This is a genomic window from Actinoplanes oryzae (assembly GCF_030757795.1).
Classification (GTDB): Bacteria; Actinomycetota; Actinomycetes; order Mycobacteriales; family Micromonosporaceae; genus Actinoplanes.
The window spans coordinates 1-25,442 of record NZ_JAUQWH010000032.1 but is presented as its reverse complement, the minus strand read 5'-3'; the positions used below and the strand labels follow the sequence as shown (position 1 = coordinate 25,442).

Annotated in this window: 26 protein-coding genes; 12 read left to right on the top strand and 14 right to left on the bottom strand. The window is 71.6% G+C overall.

The features are described 5' to 3' along the window. Positions 1-127 precede the first annotated feature (127 nt). The 4 genes from RBH18_RS13595 to RBH18_RS13580 all read left to right on the top strand — a co-directional run bounded on the left by RBH18_RS13595 (position 128) and on the right by RBH18_RS13580 (position 4,805). Positions 128-1,912 (top strand): hypothetical protein, encoded by a 1,785-nt coding sequence (locus RBH18_RS13595; protein ID WP_306207507.1) that lies wholly within the window; start codon positions 128-130, stop codon positions 1,910-1,912. A 133-nt stretch (positions 1,913-2,045) separates the two neighbouring features. Then, positions 2,046-2,648, top strand: a complete 603-nt coding sequence (locus tag RBH18_RS13590; protein ID WP_306207505.1) for a class I SAM-dependent methyltransferase — start codon at positions 2,046-2,048, stop codon at positions 2,646-2,648. A gap of 362 nt (positions 2,649-3,010) precedes the next feature. Then, on the top strand, positions 3,011-3,658 hold the full coding sequence (locus RBH18_RS13585) for a ThuA domain-containing protein (RefSeq protein WP_306207503.1): 648 nt from the start codon (positions 3,011-3,013) through the stop codon (positions 3,656-3,658). Positions 3,659-4,136: 478 nt separating this feature from the next. Then, positions 4,137-4,805, top strand: coding sequence for an NADPH-dependent F420 reductase (locus tag RBH18_RS13580; protein ID WP_306207501.1), 669 nt, complete (start codon positions 4,137-4,139; stop codon positions 4,803-4,805). Between the two features lie 102 nt (positions 4,806-4,907). Here RBH18_RS13580 and RBH18_RS13575 read toward each other — a convergent pair whose 3' ends face one another. Beyond that, complete coding sequence (locus tag RBH18_RS13575; RefSeq protein ID WP_306207499.1) at positions 4,908-5,630, bottom strand: DUF4232 domain-containing protein; 723 nt, start codon at positions 5,628-5,630, stop codon at positions 4,908-4,910. A 219-nt stretch (positions 5,631-5,849) separates the two neighbouring features. Here RBH18_RS13575 and RBH18_RS13570 point away from each other — a divergent pair, with 219 nt between their 5' ends. From RBH18_RS13570 to RBH18_RS13555, 4 genes are all read left to right on the top strand, one after another. Further along, positions 5,850-7,001: an LLM class flavin-dependent oxidoreductase gene (locus RBH18_RS13570; RefSeq protein WP_306207497.1), complete on the top strand. Its 1,152-nt coding sequence runs from the start codon at positions 5,850-5,852 to the stop codon at positions 6,999-7,001. A 443-nt stretch (positions 7,002-7,444) separates the two neighbouring features. Next, on the top strand, positions 7,445-7,906 hold the full coding sequence (locus RBH18_RS13565; protein ID WP_306207494.1) for a MarR family winged helix-turn-helix transcriptional regulator: 462 nt from the start codon (positions 7,445-7,447) through the stop codon (positions 7,904-7,906). Between the two features lie 378 nt (positions 7,907-8,284). Beyond that, a complete protein-coding gene (locus RBH18_RS13560) occupies positions 8,285-8,464 on the top strand; it encodes a hypothetical protein (protein WP_306207493.1) in 180 nt (59 codons plus the stop codon). A 5-nt stretch (positions 8,465-8,469) separates the two neighbouring features. After that, on the top strand, positions 8,470-9,003 hold the full coding sequence (locus RBH18_RS13555) for a hypothetical protein (protein ID WP_306207491.1): 534 nt from the start codon (positions 8,470-8,472) through the stop codon (positions 9,001-9,003). Positions 9,004-9,286: 283 nt separating this feature from the next. Here the strand turns inward: RBH18_RS13555 and RBH18_RS13550 are convergent, their stop codons facing one another. Both RBH18_RS13550 and RBH18_RS13545 read right to left on the bottom strand, forming a co-directional pair. Further along, positions 9,287-10,057: an alpha/beta fold hydrolase gene (locus RBH18_RS13550; RefSeq protein WP_306207489.1), complete on the bottom strand. Its 771-nt coding sequence runs from the start codon at positions 10,055-10,057 to the stop codon at positions 9,287-9,289. 301 nt (positions 10,058-10,358) lie between these two features. Beyond that, positions 10,359-11,339, bottom strand: a complete 981-nt coding sequence (locus RBH18_RS13545; RefSeq protein ID WP_306207487.1) for an aldo/keto reductase — start codon at positions 11,337-11,339, stop codon at positions 10,359-10,361. Between the two features lie 64 nt (positions 11,340-11,403). Between RBH18_RS13545 and RBH18_RS13540 the strand changes: the two genes are divergently transcribed. Then, entirely contained in the window at positions 11,404-12,381 is a 978-nt protein-coding gene (locus RBH18_RS13540) for an ArsR/SmtB family transcription factor (RefSeq protein ID WP_306207485.1), read from the top strand. Between the two features lie 167 nt (positions 12,382-12,548). Here the strand turns inward: RBH18_RS13540 and RBH18_RS13535 are convergent, their stop codons facing one another. From RBH18_RS13535 to paaN, 7 genes are all read right to left on the bottom strand, one after another. Then, positions 12,549-13,247: a cutinase family protein gene (locus tag RBH18_RS13535; RefSeq protein WP_306207483.1), complete on the bottom strand. Its 699-nt coding sequence runs from the start codon at positions 13,245-13,247 to the stop codon at positions 12,549-12,551. Positions 13,248-13,375: 128 nt separating this feature from the next. Further along, a complete protein-coding gene (gene paaE / locus RBH18_RS13530; protein ID WP_306207482.1) occupies positions 13,376-14,446 on the bottom strand; it encodes a 1,2-phenylacetyl-CoA epoxidase subunit PaaE in 1,071 nt (356 codons plus the stop codon). A gap of 1 nt (position 14,447) precedes the next feature. Next, complete coding sequence (gene paaD, locus RBH18_RS13525; RefSeq protein WP_372338907.1) at positions 14,448-14,939, bottom strand: 1,2-phenylacetyl-CoA epoxidase subunit PaaD; 492 nt, start codon at positions 14,937-14,939, stop codon at positions 14,448-14,450. Then, positions 14,933-15,658: a 1,2-phenylacetyl-CoA epoxidase subunit PaaC gene (paaC, locus tag RBH18_RS13520; protein WP_306207574.1), complete on the bottom strand. Its 726-nt coding sequence runs from the start codon at positions 15,656-15,658 to the stop codon at positions 14,933-14,935. Before paaC ends, paaD begins: the two co-directional genes overlap by 7 nt. Before the next feature lie 168 nt (positions 15,659-15,826). Then, positions 15,827-16,123, bottom strand: coding sequence for a 1,2-phenylacetyl-CoA epoxidase subunit PaaB (paaB, locus tag RBH18_RS13515; protein WP_306207480.1), 297 nt, complete (start codon positions 16,121-16,123; stop codon positions 15,827-15,829). Further along, positions 16,120-17,076, bottom strand: a complete 957-nt coding sequence (paaA, locus tag RBH18_RS13510; protein ID WP_306207478.1) for a 1,2-phenylacetyl-CoA epoxidase subunit PaaA — start codon at positions 17,074-17,076, stop codon at positions 16,120-16,122. The genes paaB and paaA overlap by 4 nt, the downstream gene beginning before the upstream one ends. Beyond that, positions 17,073-18,752, bottom strand: coding sequence for a phenylacetic acid degradation protein PaaN (gene paaN, locus RBH18_RS13505; RefSeq protein WP_372338909.1), 1,680 nt, complete (start codon positions 18,750-18,752; stop codon positions 17,073-17,075). The genes paaA and paaN overlap by 4 nt, the downstream gene beginning before the upstream one ends. A gap of 206 nt (positions 18,753-18,958) precedes the next feature. On the opposite strand from paaN, the gene RBH18_RS13500 reads away from it, so the two are divergent. Further along, positions 18,959-19,618 carry a TetR/AcrR family transcriptional regulator gene (locus RBH18_RS13500; protein ID WP_306207474.1) on the top strand — a complete coding sequence of 220 codons (660 nt, stop codon included), beginning with the start codon at positions 18,959-18,961 and terminating at the stop codon, positions 19,616-19,618. Positions 19,619-19,641: 23 nt separating this feature from the next. Here RBH18_RS13500 and RBH18_RS13495 read toward each other — a convergent pair whose 3' ends face one another. Next, complete coding sequence (locus RBH18_RS13495; RefSeq protein ID WP_306207472.1) at positions 19,642-21,039, bottom strand: alpha/beta fold hydrolase; 1,398 nt, start codon at positions 21,037-21,039, stop codon at positions 19,642-19,644. Positions 21,040-21,148: 109 nt separating this feature from the next. Between RBH18_RS13495 and RBH18_RS13490 the strand changes: the two genes are divergently transcribed. Further along, on the top strand, positions 21,149-22,330 hold the full coding sequence (locus RBH18_RS13490; protein ID WP_306207470.1) for a sensor histidine kinase: 1,182 nt from the start codon (positions 21,149-21,151) through the stop codon (positions 22,328-22,330). Then, the gene (locus tag RBH18_RS13485) at positions 22,318-23,016 is read left to right on the top strand and encodes a response regulator transcription factor (protein ID WP_306207468.1); all 699 of its coding nucleotides are present in this window, start codon (positions 22,318-22,320) and stop codon (positions 23,014-23,016) included. The genes RBH18_RS13490 and RBH18_RS13485 overlap by 13 nt, the downstream gene beginning before the upstream one ends. 104 nt (positions 23,017-23,120) lie before the next feature. Here RBH18_RS13485 and RBH18_RS13480 read toward each other — a convergent pair whose 3' ends face one another. The 3 genes from RBH18_RS13480 to RBH18_RS13470 all read right to left on the bottom strand — a co-directional run. After that, positions 23,121-23,843, bottom strand: a complete 723-nt coding sequence (locus tag RBH18_RS13480; RefSeq protein WP_306207467.1) for a GntR family transcriptional regulator — start codon at positions 23,841-23,843, stop codon at positions 23,121-23,123. Next, positions 23,830-24,708, bottom strand: a complete 879-nt coding sequence (gene trpA / locus RBH18_RS13475) for a tryptophan synthase subunit alpha (RefSeq protein ID WP_306207465.1) — start codon at positions 24,706-24,708, stop codon at positions 23,830-23,832. Before trpA ends, RBH18_RS13480 begins: the two co-directional genes overlap by 14 nt. Then, positions 24,705-25,442: pyridoxal-phosphate dependent enzyme (locus RBH18_RS13470; RefSeq protein WP_306207463.1), on the bottom strand; the 738-nt coding region annotated here is incomplete at its 5' end. The genes RBH18_RS13470 and trpA, both read right to left, overlap by 4 nt.

The following is a 25,442-nucleotide window of genomic DNA, read 5'->3' as shown; positions in this document are numbered from 1 at the left end:
CATTAGTGCTTCCGGCCCGCGCCCCTTACCGTCACAAAGCCAGCTCATAAGGGGACCGGAAACGGCGTCGGCACACCGCAAAACGGTGACTGACGATGAGCGAGAGACTACAGAAGAGGTACCACCCATGCGAAGGTCGTCCTACCGCCGGGCCGCTACCCGTCGCGGTCTTGACCGTCGTCTCATCGCCGCGGCAGCGGTGCTCCTCGCCGCCGGCAGCGTCGTCGGCATCACCCAGATCTCCAACGCCGACGAGACCGACGTCGCGGCCTGCGCCACCACCGCCGCCGACACGTCCGCGCCCAAGAGCAGCGGGGCGGCGACCGATCCGAAGGTCGGCACCTACACCGACAAGGACGGCGACGTCCAGCACAAGGGCGACGGCCAGCTCGCCAAGGGCGAGAAGGCGCCCGAGGCGAAGCCGGTCGCCGAGTGCAAGGACGGCGACACGGTCAAGAAGACCGTCAACGGCCTGGAGATTCTCACCAACACGTGCGACGACAGCGACCTCGACCCGCACGACGGGTTCCAGATCGGCAACCGGTGCGTCTCCACCGAGTTCGGTGAGGTCGGCGAGGCCGCCAAGAACCCGACGCTGCTCATCACCGAGTTCCCCGAGCAGGTCAAGGCGGGCGAGCCGTTCACCCTCAAGGTGAGCACCCGCAACCTCGTTCGCGACCGGTTCCTCGCGGCCGGCCAGGGCGGCTACTACGTGGAAAGCTCGGTGCTGACCGCCGAGGGCCTGGTCCGCGGCCACTTCCACACGGCGTGCCGGATGCTGCAGAGCACCGACGAGGCGCCCGACCCGTCGCCGGTGCCGGCGTTCTTCGTCGCCACCGAGGACAACAAGGGCGGCGCGCAGCCGGACACCGTGACGATCCAGGTGCCGGGGCTGCCGCAGGAGGGGCTCGCACAGTGCGCGTCGTGGGCCGGTGACGGCTCGCACCGGGTGCCGATGATGCAGCGCGCCAACCAGACCCCGGGCATCGACGCGGTCCGCGTCCGGGTCACCGCCGCCGACGGCGACGACGACAACGGCGGCAACGGCGGCGACCAGGGCGACGGCGGCAATGGCGGCGACCAGGGCAATGGTGGCAACGGCGACCAGGGCAATGGCGGCAACCAGGGCGACGGCGACAACGGCCAGGACGACGGCCAGGGCGACGGCGACAACGGTCAGGGCAACGGCGACGGCCAGGGCGACGGTGACAACAACGGGGGCGACCAGGGCACCGGCGGTGACAACGGCGACGGCGGTGACAACGGCGACGGTCAGGGCAACGGCGGCAACGGCGGTGACCAGGGCGACGACGGTGACCAGCCGGAGCCCGGTGCCACGACGCCGAACACCGAGACGGGCACCACTCCCCCGAAGAGCCCGACCGTGACCATCCCCGCGTCCCCGAAGCCCGGCAAGACGACGAAGCCGACGCAGGGCGACAGCAGCTCGGACGGCAAGGACGCCTCGGGCAACAGCAACGACGACGCCAAGGGCTCGGGTTCCGACTCCTCCTCCGACTCCGGTTCCTCCTCCGACACCTCCGGTTCTTCCTCCGACTCTGACTCCTCTGACTCTTCCGGCTCCGACTCCTCCGGCTCGGACTCCAGCGGGGACTCGTCGGAGGACACCGAGTCCGGGACCTCGACCGGCAAGGCCACGCCGAAGGCCAGCAAGTCGACGCAGGCCGTGGCGGCCACGGACGACGAGGACACCGGCGCCCCCGACGCGGGCCAGGACGCCCAGGCAGCCACGGACGCCGAGGTGGCCCAGGACCTGCCCGCCTCGGACAACAAGCTCGCCCTCACCGGCGCCAACGTGATGGCGATCAGCCTGGGCGGCGCCGTCCTGATCCTGGGCGGCGCACTCGCCCTCGGCATCACCCGGCGCCGCCGCGCCGGAGCCGAGGACTGACAAGCACCTCCACCGCGCCCCGGGTTGTCAGCCTGACAGCCCGGGGTGCCGTCGTCCATCCTCCAAAGTAGGTGCTCATCCACCCTCCAGGGTAGGTAGTCAGCGCCGGGCGGAGCGGATAGGTTCTTGCGCCATGGAGGTCTTCGATCAACTCGCCGAGCTCTACCAGGGCGAGCACAGCCACAATCCGTTCCAGGCGGCCCTCACCGAGCGCGTCGCCGCCCTCGTCCCCGCCGCGTCCACGATCCTCGACCTGGGCTGCGGCACCGGCGTGCCCACGGCGCAGATCCTCACCGCCGCCGGCCACAAGGTCCTCGGCGTCGACGTCTCCGAGGGCATGCTGCGCCTCGCGCGCGAGCAGGTCCCGGAGGCGGAGTTCCGCCACGCCGACCTGCGCGACCTCCCGGCCGACCTCGGCCCCTTCGGCGCGATCACGGCCTTCTTCTCCCTCCTCATGCTCAGCCGCGCCGAGATCGAGGCCACCCTCGAGCGCGCCGCCTCCTGGCTCACCCCGGGCGGCCACCTCGCCCTCGGCATGGTCGAGCTCGACGCCGACAGCCTCCCGGTCGAGTTCCTCGGCGTCCCGGTCAAGGTCTCGGGCTACCCGCAAGACGCCCTCGCCGCCCGCCTCACCGCCGCCGGCTTCGACATCACCACCATCGAAACGGTCGACTTCACCCCGGCCGCCGGCCCACCCGAGCGCCAGATCTTCGCCCTGGCCCAGCTCCCCGCCTGACGCCCCCGCCCCGCCCCCTCTCGCCGCAGGTCGCCAACGGCTGGGCCGGTGTCGCCCGCAAGCCCTGACGCGGCCCGCTCCACACCTACCCACCTGACGCGCCCACCCAGCCACCAGCTCGACGGGGACGAGGGGTTGTTCGCATCCCCGCCCATCGACACCGCCTCCGCCACCCACCACCGTCCAGCCGCCCTTCTCCCAGCCCATCGACACCGCCCTCGCCACCTCCCACCACCGTCCAGCCGCCGTTCCCCCTGCCCATCGACACCGCCCTCGCCACCCACCAGCACCGACCAGCCGCCCCACCCATCGCGACACACCACACAGCGAGCGGTGATCACCTGGATTAGGCTTCCGTGACCATGAGGGCTCTTGTGGTTCGCGGTGGCTGGGACGGGCACGAGCCCGAGGCCTGCACCGAGCTGTTCCTCCCGTTCCTGCGCGAGCACGGCTTCACCGTCCGCACGGCGGAATCCCTCGACGCCTACGACGACGCGGCGGCGCTCGCCGAGGCCGACCTGATCGTGCACTGCTGGACCAACGGGGGCCTCACCGAGCGACAGGAGCACAACCTCGTCGACCGGGTCCGCGCGGGCGCCGGGCTCGCGGGCTGGCACGGCGGCATCCTGGCCTTCGGCTACGAAGCGCCCCAATACCAGTTCATGGTCGGCGGGCGTTTCGTGTGCCACCCGGGCGGCTTCGTCGACTACGACGTCACCGTCAGCGCCGACCACCCGATCGTGCGCGACATCACCGAGTTCTCCGTGCACACCGAGCAGTACTTCTGCCATGTCGACCCCACGCTGGAGGTCCTCGCCACAACCACCTTCACCGGCGACCACGAAGCCCCGGAAACGGCCGGCGCGGTGATGCCGGTCGTGTGGGTGCGCCGCTTCGGCCGCGGCCGCGTCTTCGTCTCCACGCTCGGCCACAGCCCGGCCGACCTCACCATCCCCCCGACCCGCACCATCACCGAACGCGGCCTCCTCTGGGCCGCCGCCGCCCTCTGACCGCCTACGCCACCCACCTCACCACCACCGAACGCCACAGGACCGACGCTCCCGCCACCGCCTGTCCACGAGCCCCACGCGGCCACCAGCCCCAGCCCATCGGCACGCACGCCCCTCCAAGTCCGCCCGCCCCTCCAACTGCGCGCCCCTAACTCCGCGTGCTCCCTAACTCCGTGCCCTCTAACTCCGCGCGCCCGCCAACTCCGCGCCCACTTGCGTCCGCACGCCTCCCCACTCTGCGCTCCCGCCAACTCCGCCCCCTGACTGCGCGCGCCTCCCAACTCCGGCCCTCCGACTACGCGCAGCCGTCTGCTCCGCGCGACCGCTGGCAAACGACCATCAAGCCATGCGCCCGCACCACCCAACAGCGAGCCCCACGCCACCACCGGCCGATCCGCGCGCCCGCCTCGCGCGTTCACACTTGTGACGGTCGCCGCCGACCCGAAATGACGGCGCCGGACGCACTGTTGGCGACGACATGACGACTGTTGGTTTCATCGGAAGCGGTCACATCGGCAGCACGGTTGCCCGGCTCGCGGTCGCCGCCGGCTACGACGTGGTGGTGAGCAACTCGCGCGGCCCGGAGACGCTCGCGGATCTCGTGGCCGAACTCGGCCCGCACGCCCGGGCGGCCACGGCTGCCGACGCGGCCGAAGCCGGCGAACTCGTGGTGCTCAGCGTGCCCTACAAGGCGTTCCGGAGTCTGCCGACCGAGCAGCTCGCCGGCAAGGTGGTCCTCGACACGAACAACTTCTACCCGGCCCGCGACGGCGCCGTCCCCGAGCTCTCCGACGGCACGGTCACCCACACCGAGTTCGAGCAGCGCACCCTCCGTACGGCGCGGCTCGTCAAGGTGTTCAACAACATCTTCTACGCCCACCTCGCCTCGCTCGCCCGCCCCGCCGGAGCGCCCGACCGCAGCGCCCTCCCCGTGGCCGCCGACGACGACGAGGCGAAGAAGACCGCGGCGGCGTTCCTCGACGCGATCGGCTACGACACCGTGGACGCGGGTTCCCTCGCCGACAGCTGGCGCCAGGAGCCGGGCCAGCCGGCCTACGGTCCGCCCTACGGCTCGTTCGACGACCCGAAGGGCACGCCGGCCGGCGTCGACAAGGTCCGTGCGGCACTCGAAGCCGCCACTCGATGACACACAAGTCCGTGACAGGGCGCACACCCGCGCGGTGACGGACGGCGGCCCGCCGGTCGAGTCCGGCGGGCCGCACACGTCACAACTGCAGTGAACCGCGCATCACCAGGCGACGACGCCCTGGTTGCTCGGCTGCAACGTACCGATCTGCAGCGACGCCATCGTGATGTCACTGCGCTCCGGCGCCGGGAACCCGACCAGCTTCGCGTACGGACCGTCCGTGGACGCCTGCAGGTTGAAGCGCAGCGAGTTGCCCGCGCCGCACGTCGTGTCGCCCTTGTCGCAGACGGTCCACTTGATCCCCTGCCAGGCGGTCGTGCCCTTGCGCAGGAGGATCGGCGCGGCCTTGCCGGGCTGGTTCACATTCTTCACCGGTACGTCCACCACTTCGGCCGCCGCATTGGTCAAGGAGATCGCGGCGCGCCCCTCGACCCGGCACGTCGACGACGACGTATTGGTGACCGTGACGAGCGCCATCCGGGTCGCGCCGGACGTGCGCTGGTCCTGCGCGGTGATGTCGACGCTCACGTCGTCGTTCGTACAGGCGGGCACCTTCTTCCCCGCGACGGCGTCGCCCGCCGGCGCGGCAGGAGCGCCGGTCGTGTCGTCGGCCGCGTCCTCCGCGTCTCCGGCCGTGTCTCCGCCCGCCTCGTCGCCCGCGGTGTCTTCGCTCGCCTCGGCATCCCCACCGGCGGCGGCCGAGGCGGAGGGCGTCGCGGCGGCGTTCGTCACCGGTTCCGCCGACGACGAGCACGCCTGCTGGCTGAGCGCCGCGCCCAGGGCAGCCGTGGCGAACAGCGCAAGGCGCGGGGTACGGGTACGCATCAGTCGACTCCCCATCTCGTACGTGTGCTTGTCCTCCTCGACGGTGCCCGCTCCCCGCCGCGCCGTCTCGCAGACGGGCCTCGGGTGGCACGAATGCGCGATACGCCATGATCTCGACCGGCGGTGCTGTGGTCCCCGTCACTTCCGGAATGCATGACGCGTCATGTAGGTTGTGAGGCACGTACATGACACATCATCTAGAAGGACGGGGTGGAGATCATGCAGTTCGGTGTCTTCACGGTCAGCGACATCACCACCGATCCCACGACGGGCAAGACGCCGTCCGAGGCTTCGCGCATCGACGCGGTCGTCACGATCGCCAAGAAGGTCGAGGAGGTCGGCCTCGACGTCTTCGCGCTCGGCGAGCACCACAACCCGCCGTTCTTCTCCTCCTCGCCCACCACGACGCTCGCCTACATCGCGGCGCAGACCGAGAAGCTGCTGCTCAGCACGTCCACGACGCTCATCACCACGAACGACCCGGTGAAGATCGCCGAGGACTACGCGATGCTGCAGCACCTCTCCAAGGGTCGCGTCGACCTGATGATGGGCCGCGGCAACACCGGCCCGGTCTACCCGTGGTTCGGCAAGGACATCCGCGCCGGCATCCCGCTCGCCATCGAGAACTACGCCCTGCTGCACAAGCTCTGGCGCGAGGACGTCGTCGACTGGAAGGGCCGCTTCCGCACTCCGCTGCAGGGCTTCACCTCGACCCCGCGCCCGCTCGACGGCGTGCCGCCGTTCGTGTGGCACGGCTCGATCCGCAGCCCCGAGATCGCCGAGCAGGCCGCGTTCTACGGTGACGGCTTCTTCCACAACCACATCTTCTGGCCGAAGGAGCACACCCAGCGCATGGTGGAGCTGTACCGCACGCGGTTCGCCCACTACGGCCACGGCGACCCCGACCAGGCCATCGTCGGCCTCGGCGGTCAGGTGTTCATCCGCAAGAACAGCCAGGACGCCGTCAAGGAGTTCCGGCCGTACTTCGACAACGCCCCCGTCTACGGCCACGGCCCCTCGCTCGAGGACTTCAGCCGGGAGACGCCGCTCACGGTCGGCAGCCCCCAGCAGATCATCGACCGTACGCTCGGCTTCCGCGACTACGTCGGCGACTACCAGCGCCAGATGTTCCTCATCGACCACGCCGGCCTGCCGCTGAAGACGGTCCTCGAGCAGCTGGACATCCTGGGCGAGGAGGTCGTCCCGGTGCTCCGCAAGGAGTTCGCCGCCCTCAAGCCGGCCCACGTCCCGGACGCCCCGACCCACGCCAGCCTGGTCGCCAAGGCCGGCGGCGAGAAGGACGCCACCGTCTACGCCGCCGCCGACGACGTGACCGGCCAGGTCCGCGACGAGGCGCCCGCCGCCCTCTGACCTACCACCCGGTGACCCAGCACCGGGGTGACCCAGCACCCGGGTGGCCAACCACTGGGGTAGCCAATACCCGGCGACCGTCAACCGCCCCCGGCGATCCGCCGGGGGCACCGCAGCGGTCACCCACCGAAGCGGCCGTCCCCCACCGGGCAGCGGCTGAGCACCTGCCTCGGCACCGTGCCCAGCCGGCGCCCGGTGTCCCGCCCGATGCGCACGGCACGTGGCCATACGCTCCAAACCCGGATCGCGGCAGACGACAAGGCACGCGCTCAGGTCGCGCATGCACGCCCTCACGAGGCGCAAGTACGCGCTCACGTGGCACACGCACGCGCTTCAGGTGACGCACGCACGCGCTTCAGGCGGCACACGCACGCGCTTCAGGTGACGCACGCACGCGGCAGACGCACGCGCTCTCGAGGCGCAAGGCAGCATGAGGAGCCGAGATGACCGACACACGCTGGCTGGCCGACGACGAGCAGCGGGCCTGGCGGGCGTACCTGCGCATGCAGGCCCGCCTGACCACCGAGCTGAACCGGCAGTTGCAGGCCACCTCGCAGCTGTCGCTGGCCGACTACGACGTCCTGGTCAAGCTGAGCGACACCCCGAGCGGCCGCCTCCGCCCCTACGAGCTCCAGCGCGAACTCGACTGGGAACAGAGCCGCCTCTCCCACCACCTCAGCCGCATGCAACGCCGAGGCCTCGTCCGCCGCGAGGAGTGCGACGACGACGGCCGCGGCGCGTACATCGTCCTTACCGAAACCGGCCGCGAAGCCCTCACCGCGGCCGCACCCGGTCACGTCGGCGCCGTCCGCAACCTGTTCTTCGACGCCCTCCAACCCGGCGACGCCGAGGTCCTGCACCGCCTCACCACCCAGATCCTCAACCGCCTCGACGGACCCTCCTGACCGCGACAAGCCGCCCGCCCCCGTGCCCGCTGGCGTCCGCGCCCCGCACCCGTCGCCGCCCCGCCCCAGTCGCCCCTGCTCCGCTCCGCGCTCGGCCTCGCGCCCGTCGCCCACCCTGGCGCTTCGCTGCCCTGATCCGCGCCCATCACACGCCCTGGTCCAGCGCGCCCGTCCCCGCGTCCGTCGCCTGCTCCAGTTCTGTGCCGCTCGAACCCCGCGCCTCTCGCCTGTCCTGGCGGTCTACTGCTCTGCGAGATCCGTCCGTACTCCAACCGCGTCAGTTCTGAGCTCCTCGATCCGTCCGGACACCGGGCAGTTTCGTCCGGTGTCGCGCGGGTAGGCGGCAACGATCTGACCGTACGAGACGCCGGAGGAACCATGACGGACAGCGATGTGGAGCGTGGCGCGGCCGAGGACGGCTACGGCGTCCCGGTGACGCCCACCGATGTCGAGGCGAGCCGCACCCCGCCGAGCAAGACCGCCGGTGCGCCGGACCGCGACGACAGTTCGGCGGACCGCGACGACGAGCAGTCCGCAGACCAGCCGCAGGGTTCCTGATGGGCATGCTCACACGCTCCCTGTGGCAGGGCGCCGTTGCGGGAGTCACCGGCGCCCTGGTCATGGCAGTGACCGAGAAGCTGGAGCAGAGCCGCACCGGCCGGCCCGGCTCCTACGTCCCCGCGCGAGTGCTCGAACGGCTCGCCGGCCGCCCCGAGCACCCCGGCAAGCAGCCGGACTCGTGGAACTGGGCCATGCACACCGGCCAGGCGGCCGCGGTCGGCGTCGTCCGCGGTCTGATGGCCAACGCCGGCCTCCGCGGCCCGTGGGCGTCGGCGATGTTCACGGTGGTCCGGCTGACCAGCGACCAGATCCTGGAGAACGCCACCGGCGTAGGCGCGCCGCCCTGGACCTGGCCCCGCCGCGAACTCGCGGTCGACCTGCTGCACAAGACGGTGTACGGCTTCACGACCGGCGCCGTCGCCGACGCCCTGGCCGCACGTTCTGGCCCCGGCCCCGGCCAACAGCACGCCGCCAAGGCGCCGGGCAGACATTCGGACGTCGGCCCCATCCCCCGTCGACGCTCACTGTCGCGCTGACGCCTCCGGACCCACCGTCAACTCACTGCCGCCGACAAACCCTCCGTCGCGCCGGCGCCCTGGGAGCCCTGGCCACGCACTCCTCGACACGGGATTCCCACGCGCGGCATGGGAGCCCTACGCGCAGGGAAGGCGTCCAACACCAACGACTCGGCGACGCTCCGATGGCGCACCGGTTGTTGCGGTCCCGGCTCCGCACGTTTTCTCAAAGTCCCGGCCACGCAGCCTGCTCGCCCATGGCTGACCGAGCCCAGACATCGCGCCCTGCCGCTGCCGTCCCGGGTCACCGCCACGGGACGGCGGCGCGCGGCACGTCGCTGGCCAGATAGGCCGCGATGGCGGCGGCCGAGCGGCGGCCCGACGTCGTCAGCACGTTGTGGGCGGCGCCGGGGATGGTGACCTCGATCCCCCCGCTGAGCTCGGCGGCCTGCACGCGCCAGCGCAGCGGCGCCACCGGGTCCAGCGAGCCGCCCAGCACCAGCGGCCGCACCCGCAGCCGGCACAGGTCCTCCTCGATCGCGTTGCGCACCGAGTGCCCCACCGTGGCCAGCACCCGCCACGGCCGGGCGTCGACGATGTCGCGTATCAGGACCGGCGCCTGCCACGGCTGCTCCACGAACAGATCACCCGACCACCTTCCGATCAGCGCCCGGCGGCTTCGGGCGGCGGGATCGGTCGTCGGGCTCGCGAGGACGAGCCCGGCGACCAGCCCGGGACGGTCGACGGCGACGCGCGCGGCGACCTCCGCCCCGAAGGAGTGTCCGGCCAGGCACACCGGCCCGAGAGCCCGGGCCTCGAGCCAGGCGGCGAGGCACGCAGCGTGCTCACTAACGTCGTACGCCCGGCGGGGCTTGCTGCTCCGCCCGAACCCGGGCAGGTCCGGCACCAGCACCGGGTGCCGCGCCGCGAGCTGCCGCGCCGTGGGCATCAGATAGCGGTGCGACACCGCCAGCCCGTGCACGAACACCACCGGCATCCCCGGCGCGGCCGTGCTTGCCATGTCGTACAGGCGCAAGCCCCCGACCTCGGTCCACGAACTGCGGAATTCTGTCACGCCCGCCGTCTTACCCCGTCCGGACGCGCCCGCACCTGCCGCCCGCGTCCGAGGGTCCACGTCAGCAGGCCGAGAGCACGCAGCATCGACCGGCAACACTCGCCAGCTCGGCCGAGCGGCTCACCGCCGAGCACTATGGCGGTCAGCCGTATTACGAGCCGTCGCACCACGGATTTCACGCCGGGGGCCGGGCCGACCCCCGTGCGGCCCGGTCCCCGGCGAGCTGTGACCCCGCCTCGCGAGGCTGCGGGAAAGCCGGCACGCCCTCCTTGTCCGCCAGCGCGACCGGATGGCGGCGGCTCTACCAGGCCCAGGCTTCCGGGCCGGGCCCGCCGGCGCCTATCGGCGGGAAGATCGCATCGAGCTCGCGCAGCACCTCGTCGCCGAGCCTGGTCGTCAGGGCCTCCAGCGGCACGTCGAGCTGCTCGGGGGTGCGGGGGCCGATCACCGGCGCCGTCACCCCCGGCCGGGACAGCAGCCAGGCGAGGGCCACCGTGGCCGGCGCCAGGCCCAGGCCGGCGCACAACTTCTCGTACCGTTCCAGCGCCGCGCGGTGCGGCTCGACCCTCTCCGGGGCGTGCATCAGAGTGCGTACCCCCTGCTGATCTCGTTGTTTCCGCAGGGCCCCGGAGAGCGCACCGAAGTGCAGCGGCGAGTAGGCCAGGATCCCGATCCCCAGGGCGCGGGCCGAGGGCAGCACCTCCAGCTCCACGTGCCGGGTGAGCAGGTTGTACTTGGCCTGTTCCGACACGAGGCCGAGATAATGGCGCGCATCCGCGGCCGCCTGCGCCCGGGCCAGGTGCCAGCCCGCGAAGTTCGACGAGCCCGCGTAGCGGATCTTGCCCTGGACGGTGAGGGTTTCCATGGCCTGCCAGATCTCCTCCCACGGGGTCTCCCGCTGGATGTGGTGCATCTGGAACAGGTCGATCCAGTCGGTGCGCAGGCGCCGCAGGGATGCCTCGCACGACGCGATGATGTGACGCGCGGACAGGCCGCCGTCGTTGGGCCAGTCGCTCATCGGCGCGTACACCTTCGTCGCGAGCACGATCTTGTCGCGTGCGCCGGAGTTCGCGAACCAGCTGCCGATGAACTGCTCGCTCATCCCGTCGCCGTCGCGGCTGCCGTACATGTTGGCGGTGTCCACGAAGTTGACGCCCGCTCCGAGGGCCCGGTCGAGGATCGCGTGGCTCTCCTGCTCGCCGATCTGCCAGGCGAAGTTCATAGTGCCCAGACAGATCCGGGAGACCCGCAGGCCGGTACGCCCCAGGGCGGTGTAGTCCATGCCCGGCACCATAGGCACGTCCGGACGGTGGCTCCGAAGCGTTCGACCGTGCTCGAATGTCGGCATGCTCCGCTTCGAGTTCACCGCGGCGGATCTCGCCGGAGTCCGCTTCGCCCACTCCCCCATGGCCGAGGTCGTCGCGAGCGCTGTCGCGCTGCGCCGGTCCTCCCGTTTCGAGATGTACGCGACGTGGCGTGCGGAGGTCTCCGCACGGCTGGACGGCCGGCGCTTGAGCAGTTTCGACGCGCTCGTCCGCGGTCCGCACCGGCATGTCCCGGACTTTCTGACGCCGGTGCCGACGGTGGTCCGGCCCCGGCTGCGCGACGAGCTCGCCGTGGTGGCCGCGACCCCGCTCGACCGGGTCGCCGCAGAGGTAGCAGAGGCGTGGGACGGGGCGTCGGCGCCGCCGGCAGTCGCGCGTTTCGCCCGTGACCCGCGCGGTGCGCTGGACGCCCTGATCGGGGAGATCAGGGAGTACTTCGCCGTGGCGCTGGCTCCTTACTGGCCACGGCTCCGCGCCGTGGCGGAGGCCGACATCGCACGGCGTGGCCGGGCGGCGGCGGAACAAGGCTCCCGTGCCATCGTCGCAGCGCTGCACCCCGGTGTGAGGTGGGACGGTGAGGCCCTGACGGTGGATTACGGGCCGCAGCACCACGGCGACTTCACCGCCGGGGACCTGCACTTCACCCTGGTGCCATCGGCATTCACCGGGCCCAAGGTCCTTTCGCTGGCCCGGCCGGACACGGGCCGGGCGCTGTTCTATCCGCCCTACGGCTTCGGCGCGGTCTGGACGGCACCTGCCGTCTCGCCGCGGCTCGGAGCCTTGCTCGGTCCCACGCGCGCGGCTGTGCTCTCGCTCGTCGGTGCGCCGCACAGCACCGGCGAGGTGGCCGACGCCCTGGCGCTCGCTCCGGCGACCGCGTCGCACCACCTCACCATCCTGCGGGATGCGGGCCTGGTCACCGCCTACCGCACCGGCCGCCGCCTGCTGTACGAACGCACGCCGCTCGGCGACGACCTGAGCAGCCGTTCCGGCGCCTGACCCGCCTCCCGTACCTCTCGATCGGTGCTGCGGTGAGCTGCGCAGCGAGGGCCGGCGGTGGCAGCGACGGACCCCTCCGTTGCCACCGCCGGTGTTCCCTGTGCACCACGTGACGCTCGCACCGGCGACCGTGGCGATGCGCTGCACAGCTCGGGCGAAGCCGGTGATCAGCCGAGCTGCTGACCCACGAACTCCGTGGCGTCGTCCGCGAACTTGGCATAGTCCAGGTGCGCCGCCAGACTCGTCCCGCCCTGGCAGAACTGGTCGTTGCGGTTGCAGAAGGACTGCGTCCGGTCCGCGAACGTGTCGAGCCTGCCGGCGCCGCGCGAGAAAATGCCGTTGCGCGTGCCGGTGCCGGCATTGAAGGACTCGCCCGCGGTGAAGGTCGGATCGCCGAACAGCAGAACCGCCGCCACCCGGTCGCTCAGCTCCGCCGGGATCGCCGCCTGGCCGGTCGCCCGGCCCCGCACCGAGCTGCCGACCAGGGCGTCGCCGACCACGTTGGCGCCCTGGGAGTAGCCCATCAGCACGAACTTCGTGTCCTCGCACTCCGCGGCCGTGTCCGCGATGTCCCCGGCGAGCGCTTGCACGCCCTGGCGCACGCTCGCCGTGTAGTTGAAGTTCGCGGGGTAGTCCACGGCCGTCGTCCGCACCGTCTGGGGCAGATCCTGGGTGAGCTGCCGGGCCAGCGGGGTGAGCAGCACCCCGAGGCCGGGCCGTTCGGTCGTGCCACGGGCCCCGATGACCTCCACGTCGGGGCAGGCGTTCGCCGGTGCCTGAGCGGCGAAGGTGAGCGGTGCGACCGCGAGCCCGGCCGCACCGACCACGCTCGCCGCCGTGATGGAGAGAACTGTCCGTAACCGCATTTCCGTCATCCCTTCTACGCGGAAACTTCGTGCACTTGATACGCACAAAGCACCGCCGGACGACGTGTCCTGCTTGTTTGTTCACATCATCGAACCAAGCGATGATCCTCTCCGTACCGGTCGGCCGGTCAGACATCGAAATCAACCACTACATTGGGTGACATCGGGAGGGCTTGACAGGTCAGCACGAAACCCGCATCGATCTCGGCCGGCTCCAGGGCAAAGTTGCGCCGCATCCGCACCTCGCCCTCGGTGACCCGCGCCCGGCACGTCCCGCACACGCCGCCCTTGCACGCGAACGGAAGGTCCGGCCGCGACCGCTGCACCCCATCCAGAACCGACAAGCCCGCCGGTACGAGCGCGGTGGTGCTGCGGCCGTCGAGCATGACTGTGACCTTCCGGCCCTCCGCGTCGCCTGCGGAGTCCTGGTCCCGCACCGGTTCGGGCGGCGCCTCGTCGACCCAGAACAGCTCCCGATGGATGCGCTCCGCCGCCACGCCGTGCTCACCCAGCACACCGGTGGCCGCGGTGACCATTCCGTACGGACCGCAGAGCCACCAATGGTCCACGCGCGGCACATCGAGGAGCAGGGGCAGCAGCAGGCGCAGCTTGCCGGCGTCCAAGCGGCCGGTCAGCAGGTCGGTCTCCCGAGCCTCCCGCGACAACAGGTGCACCAGCTCCACCCGTGACGGCCAGGAGTCCTTGAGGTCGGCCAACTCCTCGGCGAACATCACCGTGTCGGCGCGCCGGTTGCCGTACAGGATGACGACTCGCGTGCCGCCCGCCTGCAGGAGCGACGCTGCGATCGACAGCACGGGCGTGATGCCGGAGCCCGCCGCGATGAGCACATGCTCCCCGGCGACCCCGAGCTGGGGCGTGAACGTGCCGGTGGGTGGCGCCACTTCGACCACGTCGCCGGGCCGCACGTCGTGTACCAGCCAGGACGAGACCAGACCGCCGGGCACCTCCCGCACCCCGATCCGCGGCCTGCTGCCGGCGGGGGCGCAGATCGAATAGGTACGGCGTTCGTCCCGGCCCGCGCCGGTGTGCCGCACCGTCAGCGCCTGCCCCGGCCGGAACGTGAACCGATCCACCAGCTCCGGCGGCACGTCGAACGACAAGGCCACCGCATCGGCGCACAGCCGGTCCACGGCCGCGACCCGCAGGGGATGGAACTCCCGTTTGCCGCCGTCCGTCACGTCAGATCTCCTTCACGTGCTCAAACGGCTCACGGCACGCGTGGCACCGGTGCAGGGAGCGGCACGCGGTCGCTCCGAACGCCGACAGCTGCTCGGTGTCCGGGTGGCCACAGCGGGGACAGCGCACCGCCGTGCGTATCGGATGGAGGGTGAGCGGGACCGGCCCGGACGCCCGCCGCGGCACCGGGCCTGGTGGGGAAATCCCGGCCGCGGCGAGTTTCTCCCGGCCGGTAGGGGTGATCCAGTCGGTGGTCCACGCGGGGCTGAGAGCCACGCGCACCTCGACCTGGCGGTACCCGGCCGCCCGCAATGCGGAGCCGAGATCGTCGCGGATCGTCCGCAGCGCCGGGCATCCCGAGTAGGTCGGCGTGATCGTGACGACGACGCGCCCGTCGCGCTCGTCCACGTCGCGCAGGATGCCCAGGTCGGCGAGGGTCAGCAGCGGCAGCTCAGGATCCTGGACCTCGGCGGCCACCATGGCAGCGGTCACCACACACCGCCGGGAGTCGCCCGGGCGACGCTCTGCAACTCGTCGAGGATGCTGGTGAGTGCCGCCGTGTGCCGGCCTTCCCGCCCCGCGCAGACTCCGGGCGCAAGCTCCGCCGACGCCGTCAGAGTGGCGGCCTCCAGCACTTGCGACCACACCGTCGCGAATTCCGTGCGCAGCTCAGAGGGATCGACACCGAGACCCGCCTCGGCCATGCCGCGCTCGATCGGGTGGACCGCGAACAGCTCTCCCGCCTGCGCGGCGATGTCCGCCACCGCCGCCAGCATGCGCTGGTGGGACAGGTCGGTGCCGTCGCCGAGCCGGACGACCCAGCGGGCCGCGTAGTCACGGTGATAGGTGACTTCCTTGACTCCCTTCGTCGCGATCGCCGCGAGCACCGGGTCGCCGGACGCGCTCAGCCTGTCCAACAGAGCGAGCCGCCACGTGGCGAAGGCGAGCAGGCGCGCCATCAGATGGGCGAAGTCCCCGTCGGCCGGCTCGGTCAGGCAGACGTTGCGGAACTCGGCCGGCTCACGCCCGTACGCCAGGGTGTCCTCGTCGCCTCCCGCACCTTCGACCTCCGCAGCTCTCCCCAGCAACAGTCGCGCCTGCCCGAGCAGGTCGAGGGCGATGTTGGCCAGCGCCAGCTCGTCCTCGATCTCGGGCGCCCGGGTGACCCACTCCTGCAGCCGGTGCGACATGATCAAGGCGTCGTCGCCGAGCATCAGGCAGTAAGCCGCCAGCGCCGCACGGTCGGCCCCGCCGGGCACCGCGGTCGGCACCCCGGCGAGCGGGTCGGTGAAGCCCGTCCCGTACGCCCAGCGGGCATCGTCCTCGTGATCGGTCAGCGCGTCGTAGGCGCTGCCGGGCTCGTCTGGCATCGGGTCGTCACCTCAGATGTGCGGCACGGAGCCGGGGATCGTGTAGTGGGTCGGATGGCGGTAGACCTTGTCGCCGCTCGGCTCGAAGAAGGCGTCCTTCTCGGCCGGCGCGGAAGCCACCACGTCGTCGGAGCGGACGACCCAGATGCTGACCCCCTCGTTGCGACGCGTGTAGAGGTCGCGGGCGTGGTGCAGGGCCATGTCATGGTCGGCGGCGCGCAGCGAACCGACGTGCACGTGGTTGAGACCCCGCTTGGCCCGCACGAACACCTCGAACAGCGGCCACTCGTGCCGGCTCGGCTCGCTCATGCCGCCGCGTCCCGCGGGTGTTGGCGCTTGGCGGCGTGGGCGGCGGCGGCCTCACGGACCCAGGCGCCCTCCTCGTCGGCCTGCCGGCGGCGGGCGATCCGGCGGGCGTTGCACGGGCCGTCCCCGGAGATGACCCGCGTCAGCTCGGACCAGTCGGGCTCGCCGAAGTCGTAGTGGCCGCGGCCGGAGTTCCAGGTCAGCGCGGGGTCCGGCAGTGTCACACCGATCGCCTCGGCCTGCGGGACGGTCATGTCGACGAAGCGCTGACGCAGCTCGTCGTTGCTGTGCCGCTTGATCTTCCAGGCCATGGACTGCGCGGAGTTGGGCGAGCGATCGTCGGGCGGCCCGAACATCATCAGCGACGGACACCACCACCGATTCACGGCATCCTGGACCATGTCACGCTGCTGGGTCGTGCCGCCCATCATGGTCAGCAGCAGCTCGTAGCCCTGCCGCTGGTGGAACGACTCCTCCTTGCAGATGCGGATCATCGCCCGCCCGTACGGGCCGTAGGAGCTGCGGCACAGCGGCACCTGGTTGCAGATCGCGGCGCCGTCCACCAGCCAGCCGATGACGCCCACGTCGGCGAAGGACAGCGTCGGGTAGTTGAAGATCGACGAGTACTTCTGCCGGCCCTCGATGAGGCGCCGGGTCAGGTCGGCGCGGTCGGCGCCGAGCGTCTCGGCGGCCGAGTAGAGGTAGAGCCCGTGGCCCGCCTCGTCCTGCACCTTGGCGAGAAGGATCGCCTTGCGCCGCAGCGTCGGCGCGCGGGTGATCCACTCGCCCTCCGGCTGCATCCCGATGATCTCCGAGTGGGCGTGCTGCGCGATCTGCCGGATCATCGTCTTGCGATAGCCCTCCGGCATCCAGTCCCGCGGCTCGACCCGCTGATCCCGCTCGATGGTCCGGGCGAAGATCCGCTCGTTCTCACCGGGCTCCGCCTCGGTTGTCATCGGGCGACCTCCCGTCGCGACTCGAGCGTCACGAACCGCCCTGTCACGAAGGCCGCATCGGTCAGCGACGCGGTTGCCGCCGGGTTGGCGGGGGTGCCGTGCAGGTCACCGAAGGCCGCCGTCTGGTTCACGAAGACGCCGCCGGTGAAGTTCTCCGCCAGGTGCACACCGGCGTCCAACGCGGCCTCCCGGGCCGCAGCCAGGACCTCCTCCGACGTCGAGTGCACCGAGGCTGTCAGGGCGCCGTGCTGGCGGATCGTCGACGTGAGAAGACGCAGGCTGTGCGCCGTGTCCGCACTGGTGATCACAAATGAGATCGGGCCGAACCACTCTCGCGTGTAGACCTTCTCGTCCTCGGCGTCGAGCCGGGCGATCAGCGGCGTGCGGATGATCGCCCCGGGAAACTGCTCGTCGGTGATCGTGGCGGAGGGGTGCAGCACGCCGGGAAGTGTGCCGGCCTCCGTCAGGCGGGCGAGCACGCCGTCGTTGACGATCGCGCCGAGCGTGCCGGCCGCCCGCTTCGGGTCGCCGAGCAGCTTGTCGAGGGCCGCGCCCAGGTCGGCTGCGAATTGTGCGGGGCTCTTCTGCCCCTCGTCGGTGCCGATGCCCCCGGTAGGCACGAGAAGGTTCTGCGGAGTCGTGCACATCTGGCCGCTGTAGAGCGACAGGGAGAAGGCCAGGTTGCGCATCAGGCCCCTGTAGTCGGCGGTCGAGTCCAGCACCACCGTGTTGAGGCCGGCCTTCTCCGCATACACCACCGCCTGCCGGGCGTTGGCCTCCAGCCAGGATCCGAACTCGCTGGACCCGGTGAAGTCGACGATCCGGACCTCCGGCCGCGTCGCGAGCTCGGCGGCGATGCCGTCACCGCGCTCCTCGACTGCCAGTCCTACCAGGTGCGGATCCAGGCCGGCCTCCGCCAGGACCTCCCGCGCCACCTGCACGGTGATGGCGAGCGGCAGCACCGCCCCCGGATGCGGCTTGACGATCACCGGGTTGCCGGCGACCAGGCTCGCAAACAAGCCCGGATAGCTGTTCCAGGTCGGGAACGTGGTGCACCCGATCACCAGACCAATGCCGCGCCCTGCGACCGTGCTGGTGCGCTCGAGGACGGGCGGCTCGCCGGACCGCTGCGGCTTGCTCCAGGTTGAGCGTGCCGGAATGCGGGTGGTCTCGGCGAGCGTGACCGCGACTGCCTCCAGGCCACGGTCCTGCGCGTGCGCGCCGCCGGCCTGGAACGCCATGACGAAGGCTTGGCCGGTGGTGTGCTGCACCGCATGGGCGATCTCGAAGATGCGGCCGTTGAGCCGGGTCAGGATCTCGGCGGCGACCCCGGCCCGCCCGTGCGGCCCGGCGTCACGCCAGGCCCGGACCCCGGCGGTCGCGGCCGCGAGCAGGGCGGCGGGCTCGCCCTTGGGATAGGCGATGTCCAGCTCGACCCCGTACGGCGAGCGCTCCGTCGACACGCTCGTCGTCGCGCCCGGCACCTCGATCGGGAACGGACGGCCGAGCAGGTCTCGGAAGGCCCGCTCCCCGGCCGGGGCGGCGTCCTCGCCGTACACACTCTTGCTCGGCGACTCGGGGAAGGCGGACCAGAAGTCGCGGGCGCCGGTGGCCCGGATCGCGCGGTCCAGCAGCTCACGGTGGCGCTCGTAGAACTCGGCGGGGGTTGTCACCAGCGCTCCTTTGCGATGGGCTGTACGTATTTCCTACCGTCCGGTCGGTCGGTAAATCAAGACGCTTCGGGGAATGTGCAGGATCTGAGGGAGGGATGGATGGGTGCACCGGCAGCGGCCCTCCCGACCGGCTGGGACGGGTCGTCGATGGCCGCCGTCTACGATGCGATCATGACCGGCGAGCATGACGCGGGCGGCGGGTGGCCGCGGTGAGCACCGCGCCCCGGGCTCGGCGGGGGCGTCCTGGGCACGACCTCGAGGCCGTGCTCGCCGCCGCGGTCGCGCTCTTCAACGCCCAGGGTTACGACGCCGCGAGCATGGACGACGTGGCCCGGCGCCTGAACATCACCAAATCCAGCCTCTATCACCACGTGCGCGGCAAGGAGGAGCTGCTGCGCCTCGCGGTGAGCCATGCCCTGGACGGTCTCGACGCAGCGATGGCCGAGGTGCGGGCATTGGTCGGGCTGAGCGCCCTCGACCGGCTCGAGACACTGATCCGGCTCAGCGTCCTGGTGCTGGCCGATCGCCTGCCCTACGTGACACTGCTGCTGCGCGTTCGGGGCAACAGTGAGGTGGAGCTCGCGGCGCTGGCCCGCCGGCGCGCCTTCGACCACGAGGTGACCGAGCTGGTCAAGGCGGCTCAGGCCGAGGGCGGCGTCCGCCCGGACGTGGATCCGGCCACGGCCGCCCGGCTGCTTTTCGGCATGGTCAACTCTCTGGCCGAGTGGTACGAGCCCGGGCGAGGCAACGCCACCGCCATCGCCGACGCGGTCACCGCGATGGCTTTCGACGGTCTCCGCACGGGCCGCCCCGCCACCGCGGAGGTGGCCGGAGCCATCGACGACGAGACGCAGCGCGCCGGCCACTGAACGGGCCGGGATCCGCCCCGAGCTCACGAGGCTGCCGTCTCGTCGAGCACCCTGGTCATCACCTCGGCAAATCGGGCCGGCTCCTCGAACATCACCCGGTGACCGGCTCCGGGAACCGTGGTCAGCTGCTTGGCCGGCGCCTGCAGGATCCGGTACCAGTCGGCGAACAAGCCCGTCATGCTGCGCATCTCTTCGCCTCCCTGGACGAAGTACACCGGCACGCCGAGGCGAGGAACGTCCCGTCTCAGGTCGATGTCCTGCATCCGTGGATACAGCGCATCCCAGGTGTCGAGGAGCGTGGACAGGGTGTGCACCTTCTGCAGCAGCGAATACTCCGGCACGTCGATCACGAAGCCCGCGTCCCGCTGGGCATAGACCTGCCGCTGGTAAAGCATGATCGGCTCGTAGTCGTAGACGTCGTGGTAGGGCGGTGGACCCTGCCGCGCCACCCGGCCGGCCACGTCGTCACGGCCGGTGCTCCGAGCCCAGGCGAGCAGGTCGGCGTACGCGATCCGGTCGGTCTCGGGCAGGTCGACCGCCTGGCCCGTGCCGACGTAGGCGCGGAATCTGTCGGGGTGCCGCTGCACGGCAAGGACGCTCACGACCGAGCCACCGGAGTGGCCGACCAGGACGATCTTGTCCTCGGCGAAGCGGCGGCGCAACTCGTCCGTCACCGCCAGCACGTCCGCCACCTCGGTGTCCACCGTCGGTCCCGGGTGAGCGTCCAGGGCAGCAGAGGATGCCCCGCCACCCCGCCGGTCCATGGTGGCGACGACGAAGCGCTGCTCGAGGGCCGCGAGGCTCTTCCGGACGGCTCCCGTCTCCGAGCCGCCCGGTGGCCCGGGCACGATCAGCAGCACGGGCAGGTCAGGGCTCGCACCACGGAGCAGGACACCGATCCGATAGCCGTTCGCATCCACCGTGGTGAGCTGGGCCACTCCCCCGGCTATGGACGGGGTGCTCGGCGGGACGACGGTGGCCACCGTCAGGGTGAGTGTGCCGATCGAGAGGGCGGCGGCCGTGATCTGGCGGAGCCGCGCCGCGATGCCCGTTGGCCTGCTCTTCCGCGCCCATGCAGCACCGTAGGCAGCAGCCAGGGCCATCGGCACCACCGACAGGAGCAGGTGCATGCCCCGGCCGCTGAGGAGGGCGATCAGGCCGAAGGCGCTGGCATGAGGGGCATCCACCGAGGGTCCGCGAGCCCGGATGCGGATGATCTCGACCGCCGTCCAGAAGAGGAGCGGCGCTGCGACAAGCGCCCACCCGGACCGCGACATCAGGCCGGCCAGCCCGCCCACGACGATGCTGAGCAGGACGGACAGCACGGCTTGCGACCCGGTCATCGGGCCGCGGGGCATGCTGATTCCCATCACGATGCCCCCTGCTGCGGCGAGGACGACGACTGCGATTGCTCGTTTCATGGCGGCCATCCTGACGCGGCGCCGGCGATCCGGCACCGGACCAAAGATGGTGTGCCGTACCTACTTTGGAGGGTGTCCGGCTCCGGCCCGGCGCCCTAGTCTCGGCGGCATGAACGGCTTGCTCTTCGCGCTTCTCGTGCCCAAGCCGCCGGGCAGCCGGCGCGCGGTGCTGCGTGACCGGCTGGCCGACGCCCTCGTCGTGTTCCTTGCCCTCCTCTACGGCGCTGTGACGGTGCCACTGGGCGATGCCATGTCTCCGTCGGCCTTCCTGCCATGGCCGGTGGACGTGGCGATCGGCACCGCCTGTTGCCTGGCGCTGGTGGCCCGGCGCCGGTGGCCCGTGGCCGTGGCCTCGTTACTTGTCCCGGTCAGCGCGGTGTCGGTGATGGCGTGCGGCGCCGCGACGCTGGCGCTCTTCACCGTCGCGATCCGGTGCCGCACCAGAGTCGCCACGGCGCTGTTCCTGTTCTTCGTCGCGACCGGGCCGCTCTACCACGAGCTGCACGAGGCATCGGCGTTCCCGATCTGGGTCGATCTGATCGCCCGAATCGTCACGGGCACGGCAGCGCTCGGCTGGGGCAAGTTCATCGGGGCCTACCGCAGATTGGTGCACTCGTTGCGGGCCCGGGCCGCGCAGGCTCTGGCCGAGCAGCAGCTGCGGATGGAGCAGGCGCGTCTCACGGAGCGCACGCGGATCGCCCGGGAGATGCACGATGTGCTCGCGCACCGGATCTCACTCATCAGCCTCCACGCCGGAGCGCTGTCGATCCGCCCCGACGCCGACCCACGGGACGTCACGTCGGTGGCCGAATCCATTCGCAGCAGCGCCCATGATGCACTGCGGGAGCTGCGAGCAGTCATCGGACTGCTGCGCGACGACACCGTCGTAGCAGCTGAGCTGCCGCAGCCGGAGCTTCGTGACGTGCCGGAGCTCATCTCGAGTGCGCGGGACATCGGCATGACTGTGGAGTACCGCTGCGACCCGCTGGTGGAGCAGGTGTCCGCGTTGCTCGGCCGGACGGCGTACCGGCTGGTGCAGGAGGGGCTGACGAATGCCCGCAAGCACGCACCGGGATGCCACGTGGACATCGTCGTCGGCGGCACCATCGGCGAGGGCTTGGAAGTGGAGATTGTGAATCCGCTCGGGCATGCGGCCCCTGATTCCGTTCCCGGATCCGGCATGGGGCTGGTCGGCATCACCGAGCGGGTCGAAATGGCAGGAGGGCACGTGGAGTACGGAGCAAGGCAGGACAAGTTCCGGTTGAGAGCGCAGTTGCCATGGCTGCCGTGACGAGCGAGCGGCCCGGGACGACGGCGCCGGCCCGGCCGATCAGGATCGCGCTGGTCGACGACGACCCGATGGTTCGCGCCGCGCTGCGGCTGTTGCTGGGCGGGTCACCGGACATGGAGGTCGTGGCCGAGGCCGCGGACGGGATCGAAGCGGAGGCGATCACCGACGCGCACCGGCCCGACGTCTTGCTGATGGACATCCGCATGCCCAGGCGGGACGGGCTCGAGACGACCAAGCGGTTGCGGGCGCGGGTCCGGCCACCACAGATCATCGTGCTGACCGCTTTCCACGTCGACGAGTACGTGCTCAATGCGTTGCGGGCCGGGGCGAGCGGCTTCCTGCTCAAGGAATCGCCGCCCATGCAGATCCTGGCGGCCATCCGATCGGTGGCGGCGGGCGCACCCAGCATGTCTCCGGAGGTCGTCCGCTCGCTCGTCGAGCAGGTCGCCGGTCCGGCCGACGACCAGCGGCGGCAGGTAGCGCTTCGTGAGGTGGCCAAGCTGACGGAGCGCGAGCGCGATGTGGCGGTGGCGATAGGACGGTGCTGGACCAATGCCACGATCGCCGAGCAGCTGGGGCTGGAGCTCACCACGGTGAAGAAGTACACGTCGAACGTGTTTCGGAAGCTGAGCCTCACCAACCGGGGCCAGGTGGCTGTCCTCGTGCGCGATGCGAGGCTGCTATGAGAATGACGAGGAGCGCCGGCCCGGCGGCCGGCCCGCTGCGGGGCCCGGTGCGCCGTGTCTGGCCCGGTCCCCGACCTTCGGCACAGGTCCCGGAGGCGAGGAGGTCAGCTCTGGTGGCGGGTCCACTGCATGGAGAGGCCGGCCGCGCCTCGGTCCGTGCGGATCTCCATCACGCTGCCCAGGATGGTGGCGCGGTCCAGCAGGAGAGGGTGGTCGTCCGGGTCGAAGGTGAGACGTTCGGAGACGAAGACCGGAGTGCCGGCGGGCTGGTGCATCAGCGTGGCGGTGCCGTCGTCGAGCAGGCCGGGCCGGACCGACTCGGTGGCGCGGTGGGCGGTGAGGCCGTGGGCGGCCAGGACGGCGTAGAGGCTCTCGCCGCTGTAGTCGAGGTCGGCGAGGTGGACGTCCGGATGGTCCGGGACCCACGAGAGCTGGTGGACCGCGGGGCGGCCGGCGAGCAGGCGGAGCCGTTCCAGGCGAAGCACACGGCGGGTGGCCGGAAGGTCCAGACGCGCCGCCGCCCAGGACGGCGGGCGGCGCATGTCCTGGGCGACGATCAGGGTGGTGACGGTCTGCCCCTGGGCCCGCAGGTCCTCGGCGAAACCGCGCAGGGAGTCGAGGCGGTAGGCGAGCCGGGGCGACGCCACGAAGGTGCCGCGCCCCGGCTGCTGGGAGATCAGGCCCTCGCTCTCCAGGCGTTGCAGGGCCTGACGCAGCGTGGCGAGCGTGACGCCGTAGGTGGCGCTGAGCTCCTTCTGCGGCGGCAGCATGGTGTCCGGCGCCAGCTCGCCGCTGCGGATTCTGCTGGTCAGGTCATCGGCGATCACCTGGTACTTCGGCGTACGCGGTGGCAGTGGACACCCCCTGGTCGGACGGCGGCCCGGCCTCCGCGCCGCGCACGGCCGGGAGGCGGGGCACGCCGAGTGCGGCGCGCAGGGCCGCCACGTCGCGCCGAAGTTCGGCTGGTGTGGCCCCGTCCAGCACCCTACGCATCAGGGCCGCCCCGACGATCACCCCGTCCCCGGCGCGTCCCGCTTCGGCGGCCTGTTCCGGCGTCGACACCCCGAAGCCCACGAGTACGGGCAGCGGGTCCGGCGGGCTCAGGGGCGGCCGGGCGTCCCGGACGGCGCGGCGAAGGCGGGTGGCGAGGACGGCCGCCGCGGGGTCGAGACGGGCGCGTTCGCCGGTGGTGCCCATGGTGCTGACGGCGTAGACGAAGCCCCGGGAGCGGCGGCAGATCTCGCGGAGGCGGTCGTCCGGGGTGGACGGGGCAGCCAGGAGCACGAGGTCGACGCCGGCGGCGGCCGAGGCGGCTTCGAGCTCTTCCGACTCCTCGAGCGGGAGGTCGGGAACGATCAGGCCGGACACGCCCGCGGTGGCCAGGCGGGCGGGTCCGAGGCGGAGAGCGAGGTTGGCGTAGGTCATGACGACGACAGGGATGGTGAGGCGGTCGCGGACGGCGGCGAGGTCGTCGAGGATGCCGGCCGGGGTGGCCCCGCGGGCCAGGGCGCGGTCGGAAGCGAGCTGGATGGTGGTGCCGTCCAGCATGGGGTCGGAGAAGGGCAGCCCGACCTCGACGGCGTCGGCGCCCGCGTCCTGGCAGGCGAGGAGGTGGTCGGTCCAGTCGGGGGTGATGGCACCGGTGAGGTACGGGACGAGGAGTGCGCCGCCGGGGCGCAGGTTCAGGGTCACGGGCGTGCCGTTCCGGCAGGAGTGGCCGGATGACGGGGTGCCGGTGGGGCGGCGGCATGCTCGGCCGTTCCAAGCAGGGAGTCCTCGGCGAGCTGGGCCATGTCCTTGTCGCCGCGGCCGGAAAGGGTGAGGAGGACGGTCGAACCATGGGGCAGCTCGGGCGTTCCGGCGGCGCGCAGGACCCAGGCCACGGCGTGTGCCGACTCGAGGGCGCAGATGATGCCTTCGGTGCGGGCGAGGGTGGTCAGCGCGGCGAGCACTTCGTCGTCGTTCACCGTGACGTAGGTGGCCCGGCCGGAGGTGCCCCAGTGGGCGTGCTCGGGGCCTACGCCGGGATAGTCGAGGCCGGCGGCGATCGAGTGGGCTTCGGCGATCTGGCCCGCCTCGTCCTGCAGGACCATCGACCGGGTGCCGTGGACCACTCCGGGAGTGCCGTGGCTCATGGCGGCTCCCCCGGCGGCCTCGACGCCGACCAGGCGGGCCGTGGTGCCGGTGAAGGCGGTGAACGTGCCGGCCGCGTTCGATCCGCCGCCCACGCAGGCGACCACGACGTCCGGGACGGGGGACGGCGCGGTTGCGTTCGCCCCGCCGGTGGTGAGCGCGGAGACGACCGCGGACGCCAGATTGGCGGTGGGGGCCGGGTTGGAAGCGGGTGCCGGGCTGGGGACGGGTGCGAGGTGAGGATCGGGCGCCGGGCTGGAGGTGGGGGCTGGGCTGGGAGCGGGAGCGGGAAG

What these genes read in the sequence shown, in the direction of transcription:
- paaC (WP_306207574.1), bottom strand. Translation starts at nt 15,658, where the DNA reads ATGCTCGGCGACGACGCCTTGATCATGTCGCACCGGCTGCAGGAGTGG.
- RBH18_RS13585 (WP_306207503.1), top strand. Translation starts at nt 3,011, where the DNA reads ATGAGGGCTCTTGTGGTTCGCGGTGGCTGGGACGGGCACGAGCCCGAG.
- RBH18_RS13540 (WP_306207485.1), top strand. Translation starts at nt 11,404, where the DNA reads ATGCTCCGCTTCGAGTTCACCGCGGCGGATCTCGCCGGAGTCCGCTTC.
- paaA (WP_306207478.1), bottom strand. Translation starts at nt 17,076, where the DNA reads ATGACAACCGAGGCGGAGCCCGGTGAGAACGAGCGGATCTTCGCCCGG.
- RBH18_RS13575 (WP_306207499.1), bottom strand. Translation starts at nt 5,630, where the DNA reads ATGCGTACCCGTACCCCGCGCCTTGCGCTGTTCGCCACGGCTGCCCTG.
- RBH18_RS13595 (WP_306207507.1), top strand. Translation starts at nt 128, where the DNA reads ATGCGAAGGTCGTCCTACCGCCGGGCCGCTACCCGTCGCGGTCTTGAC.
- RBH18_RS13570 (WP_306207497.1), top strand. Translation starts at nt 5,850, where the DNA reads ATGCAGTTCGGTGTCTTCACGGTCAGCGACATCACCACCGATCCCACG.
- RBH18_RS13580 (WP_306207501.1), top strand. Translation starts at nt 4,137, where the DNA reads ATGACGACTGTTGGTTTCATCGGAAGCGGTCACATCGGCAGCACGGTT.
- paaB (WP_306207480.1), bottom strand. Translation starts at nt 16,123, where the DNA reads ATGAGCGAGCCGAGCCGGCACGAGTGGCCGCTGTTCGAGGTGTTCGTG.
- RBH18_RS13565 (WP_306207494.1), top strand. Translation starts at nt 7,445, where the DNA reads ATGACCGACACACGCTGGCTGGCCGACGACGAGCAGCGGGCCTGGCGG.
- RBH18_RS13590 (WP_306207505.1), top strand. Translation starts at nt 2,046, where the DNA reads ATGGAGGTCTTCGATCAACTCGCCGAGCTCTACCAGGGCGAGCACAGC.
- RBH18_RS13545 (WP_306207487.1), bottom strand. Translation starts at nt 11,339, where the DNA reads ATGGACTACACCGCCCTGGGGCGTACCGGCCTGCGGGTCTCCCGGATC.
- RBH18_RS13535 (WP_306207483.1), bottom strand. Translation starts at nt 13,247, where the DNA reads ATGCGGTTACGGACAGTTCTCTCCATCACGGCGGCGAGCGTGGTCGGT.
- RBH18_RS13560 (WP_306207493.1), top strand. Translation starts at nt 8,285, where the DNA reads ATGACGGACAGCGATGTGGAGCGTGGCGCGGCCGAGGACGGCTACGGC.
- RBH18_RS13495 (WP_306207472.1), bottom strand. Translation starts at nt 21,039, where the DNA reads ATGAAACGAGCAATCGCAGTCGTCGTCCTCGCCGCAGCAGGGGGCATC.
- RBH18_RS13485 (WP_306207468.1), top strand. Translation starts at nt 22,318, where the DNA reads ATGGCTGCCGTGACGAGCGAGCGGCCCGGGACGACGGCGCCGGCCCGG.
- RBH18_RS13555 (WP_306207491.1), top strand. Translation starts at nt 8,470, where the DNA reads ATGCTCACACGCTCCCTGTGGCAGGGCGCCGTTGCGGGAGTCACCGGC.
- RBH18_RS13490 (WP_306207470.1), top strand. Translation starts at nt 21,149, where the DNA reads ATGAACGGCTTGCTCTTCGCGCTTCTCGTGCCCAAGCCGCCGGGCAGC.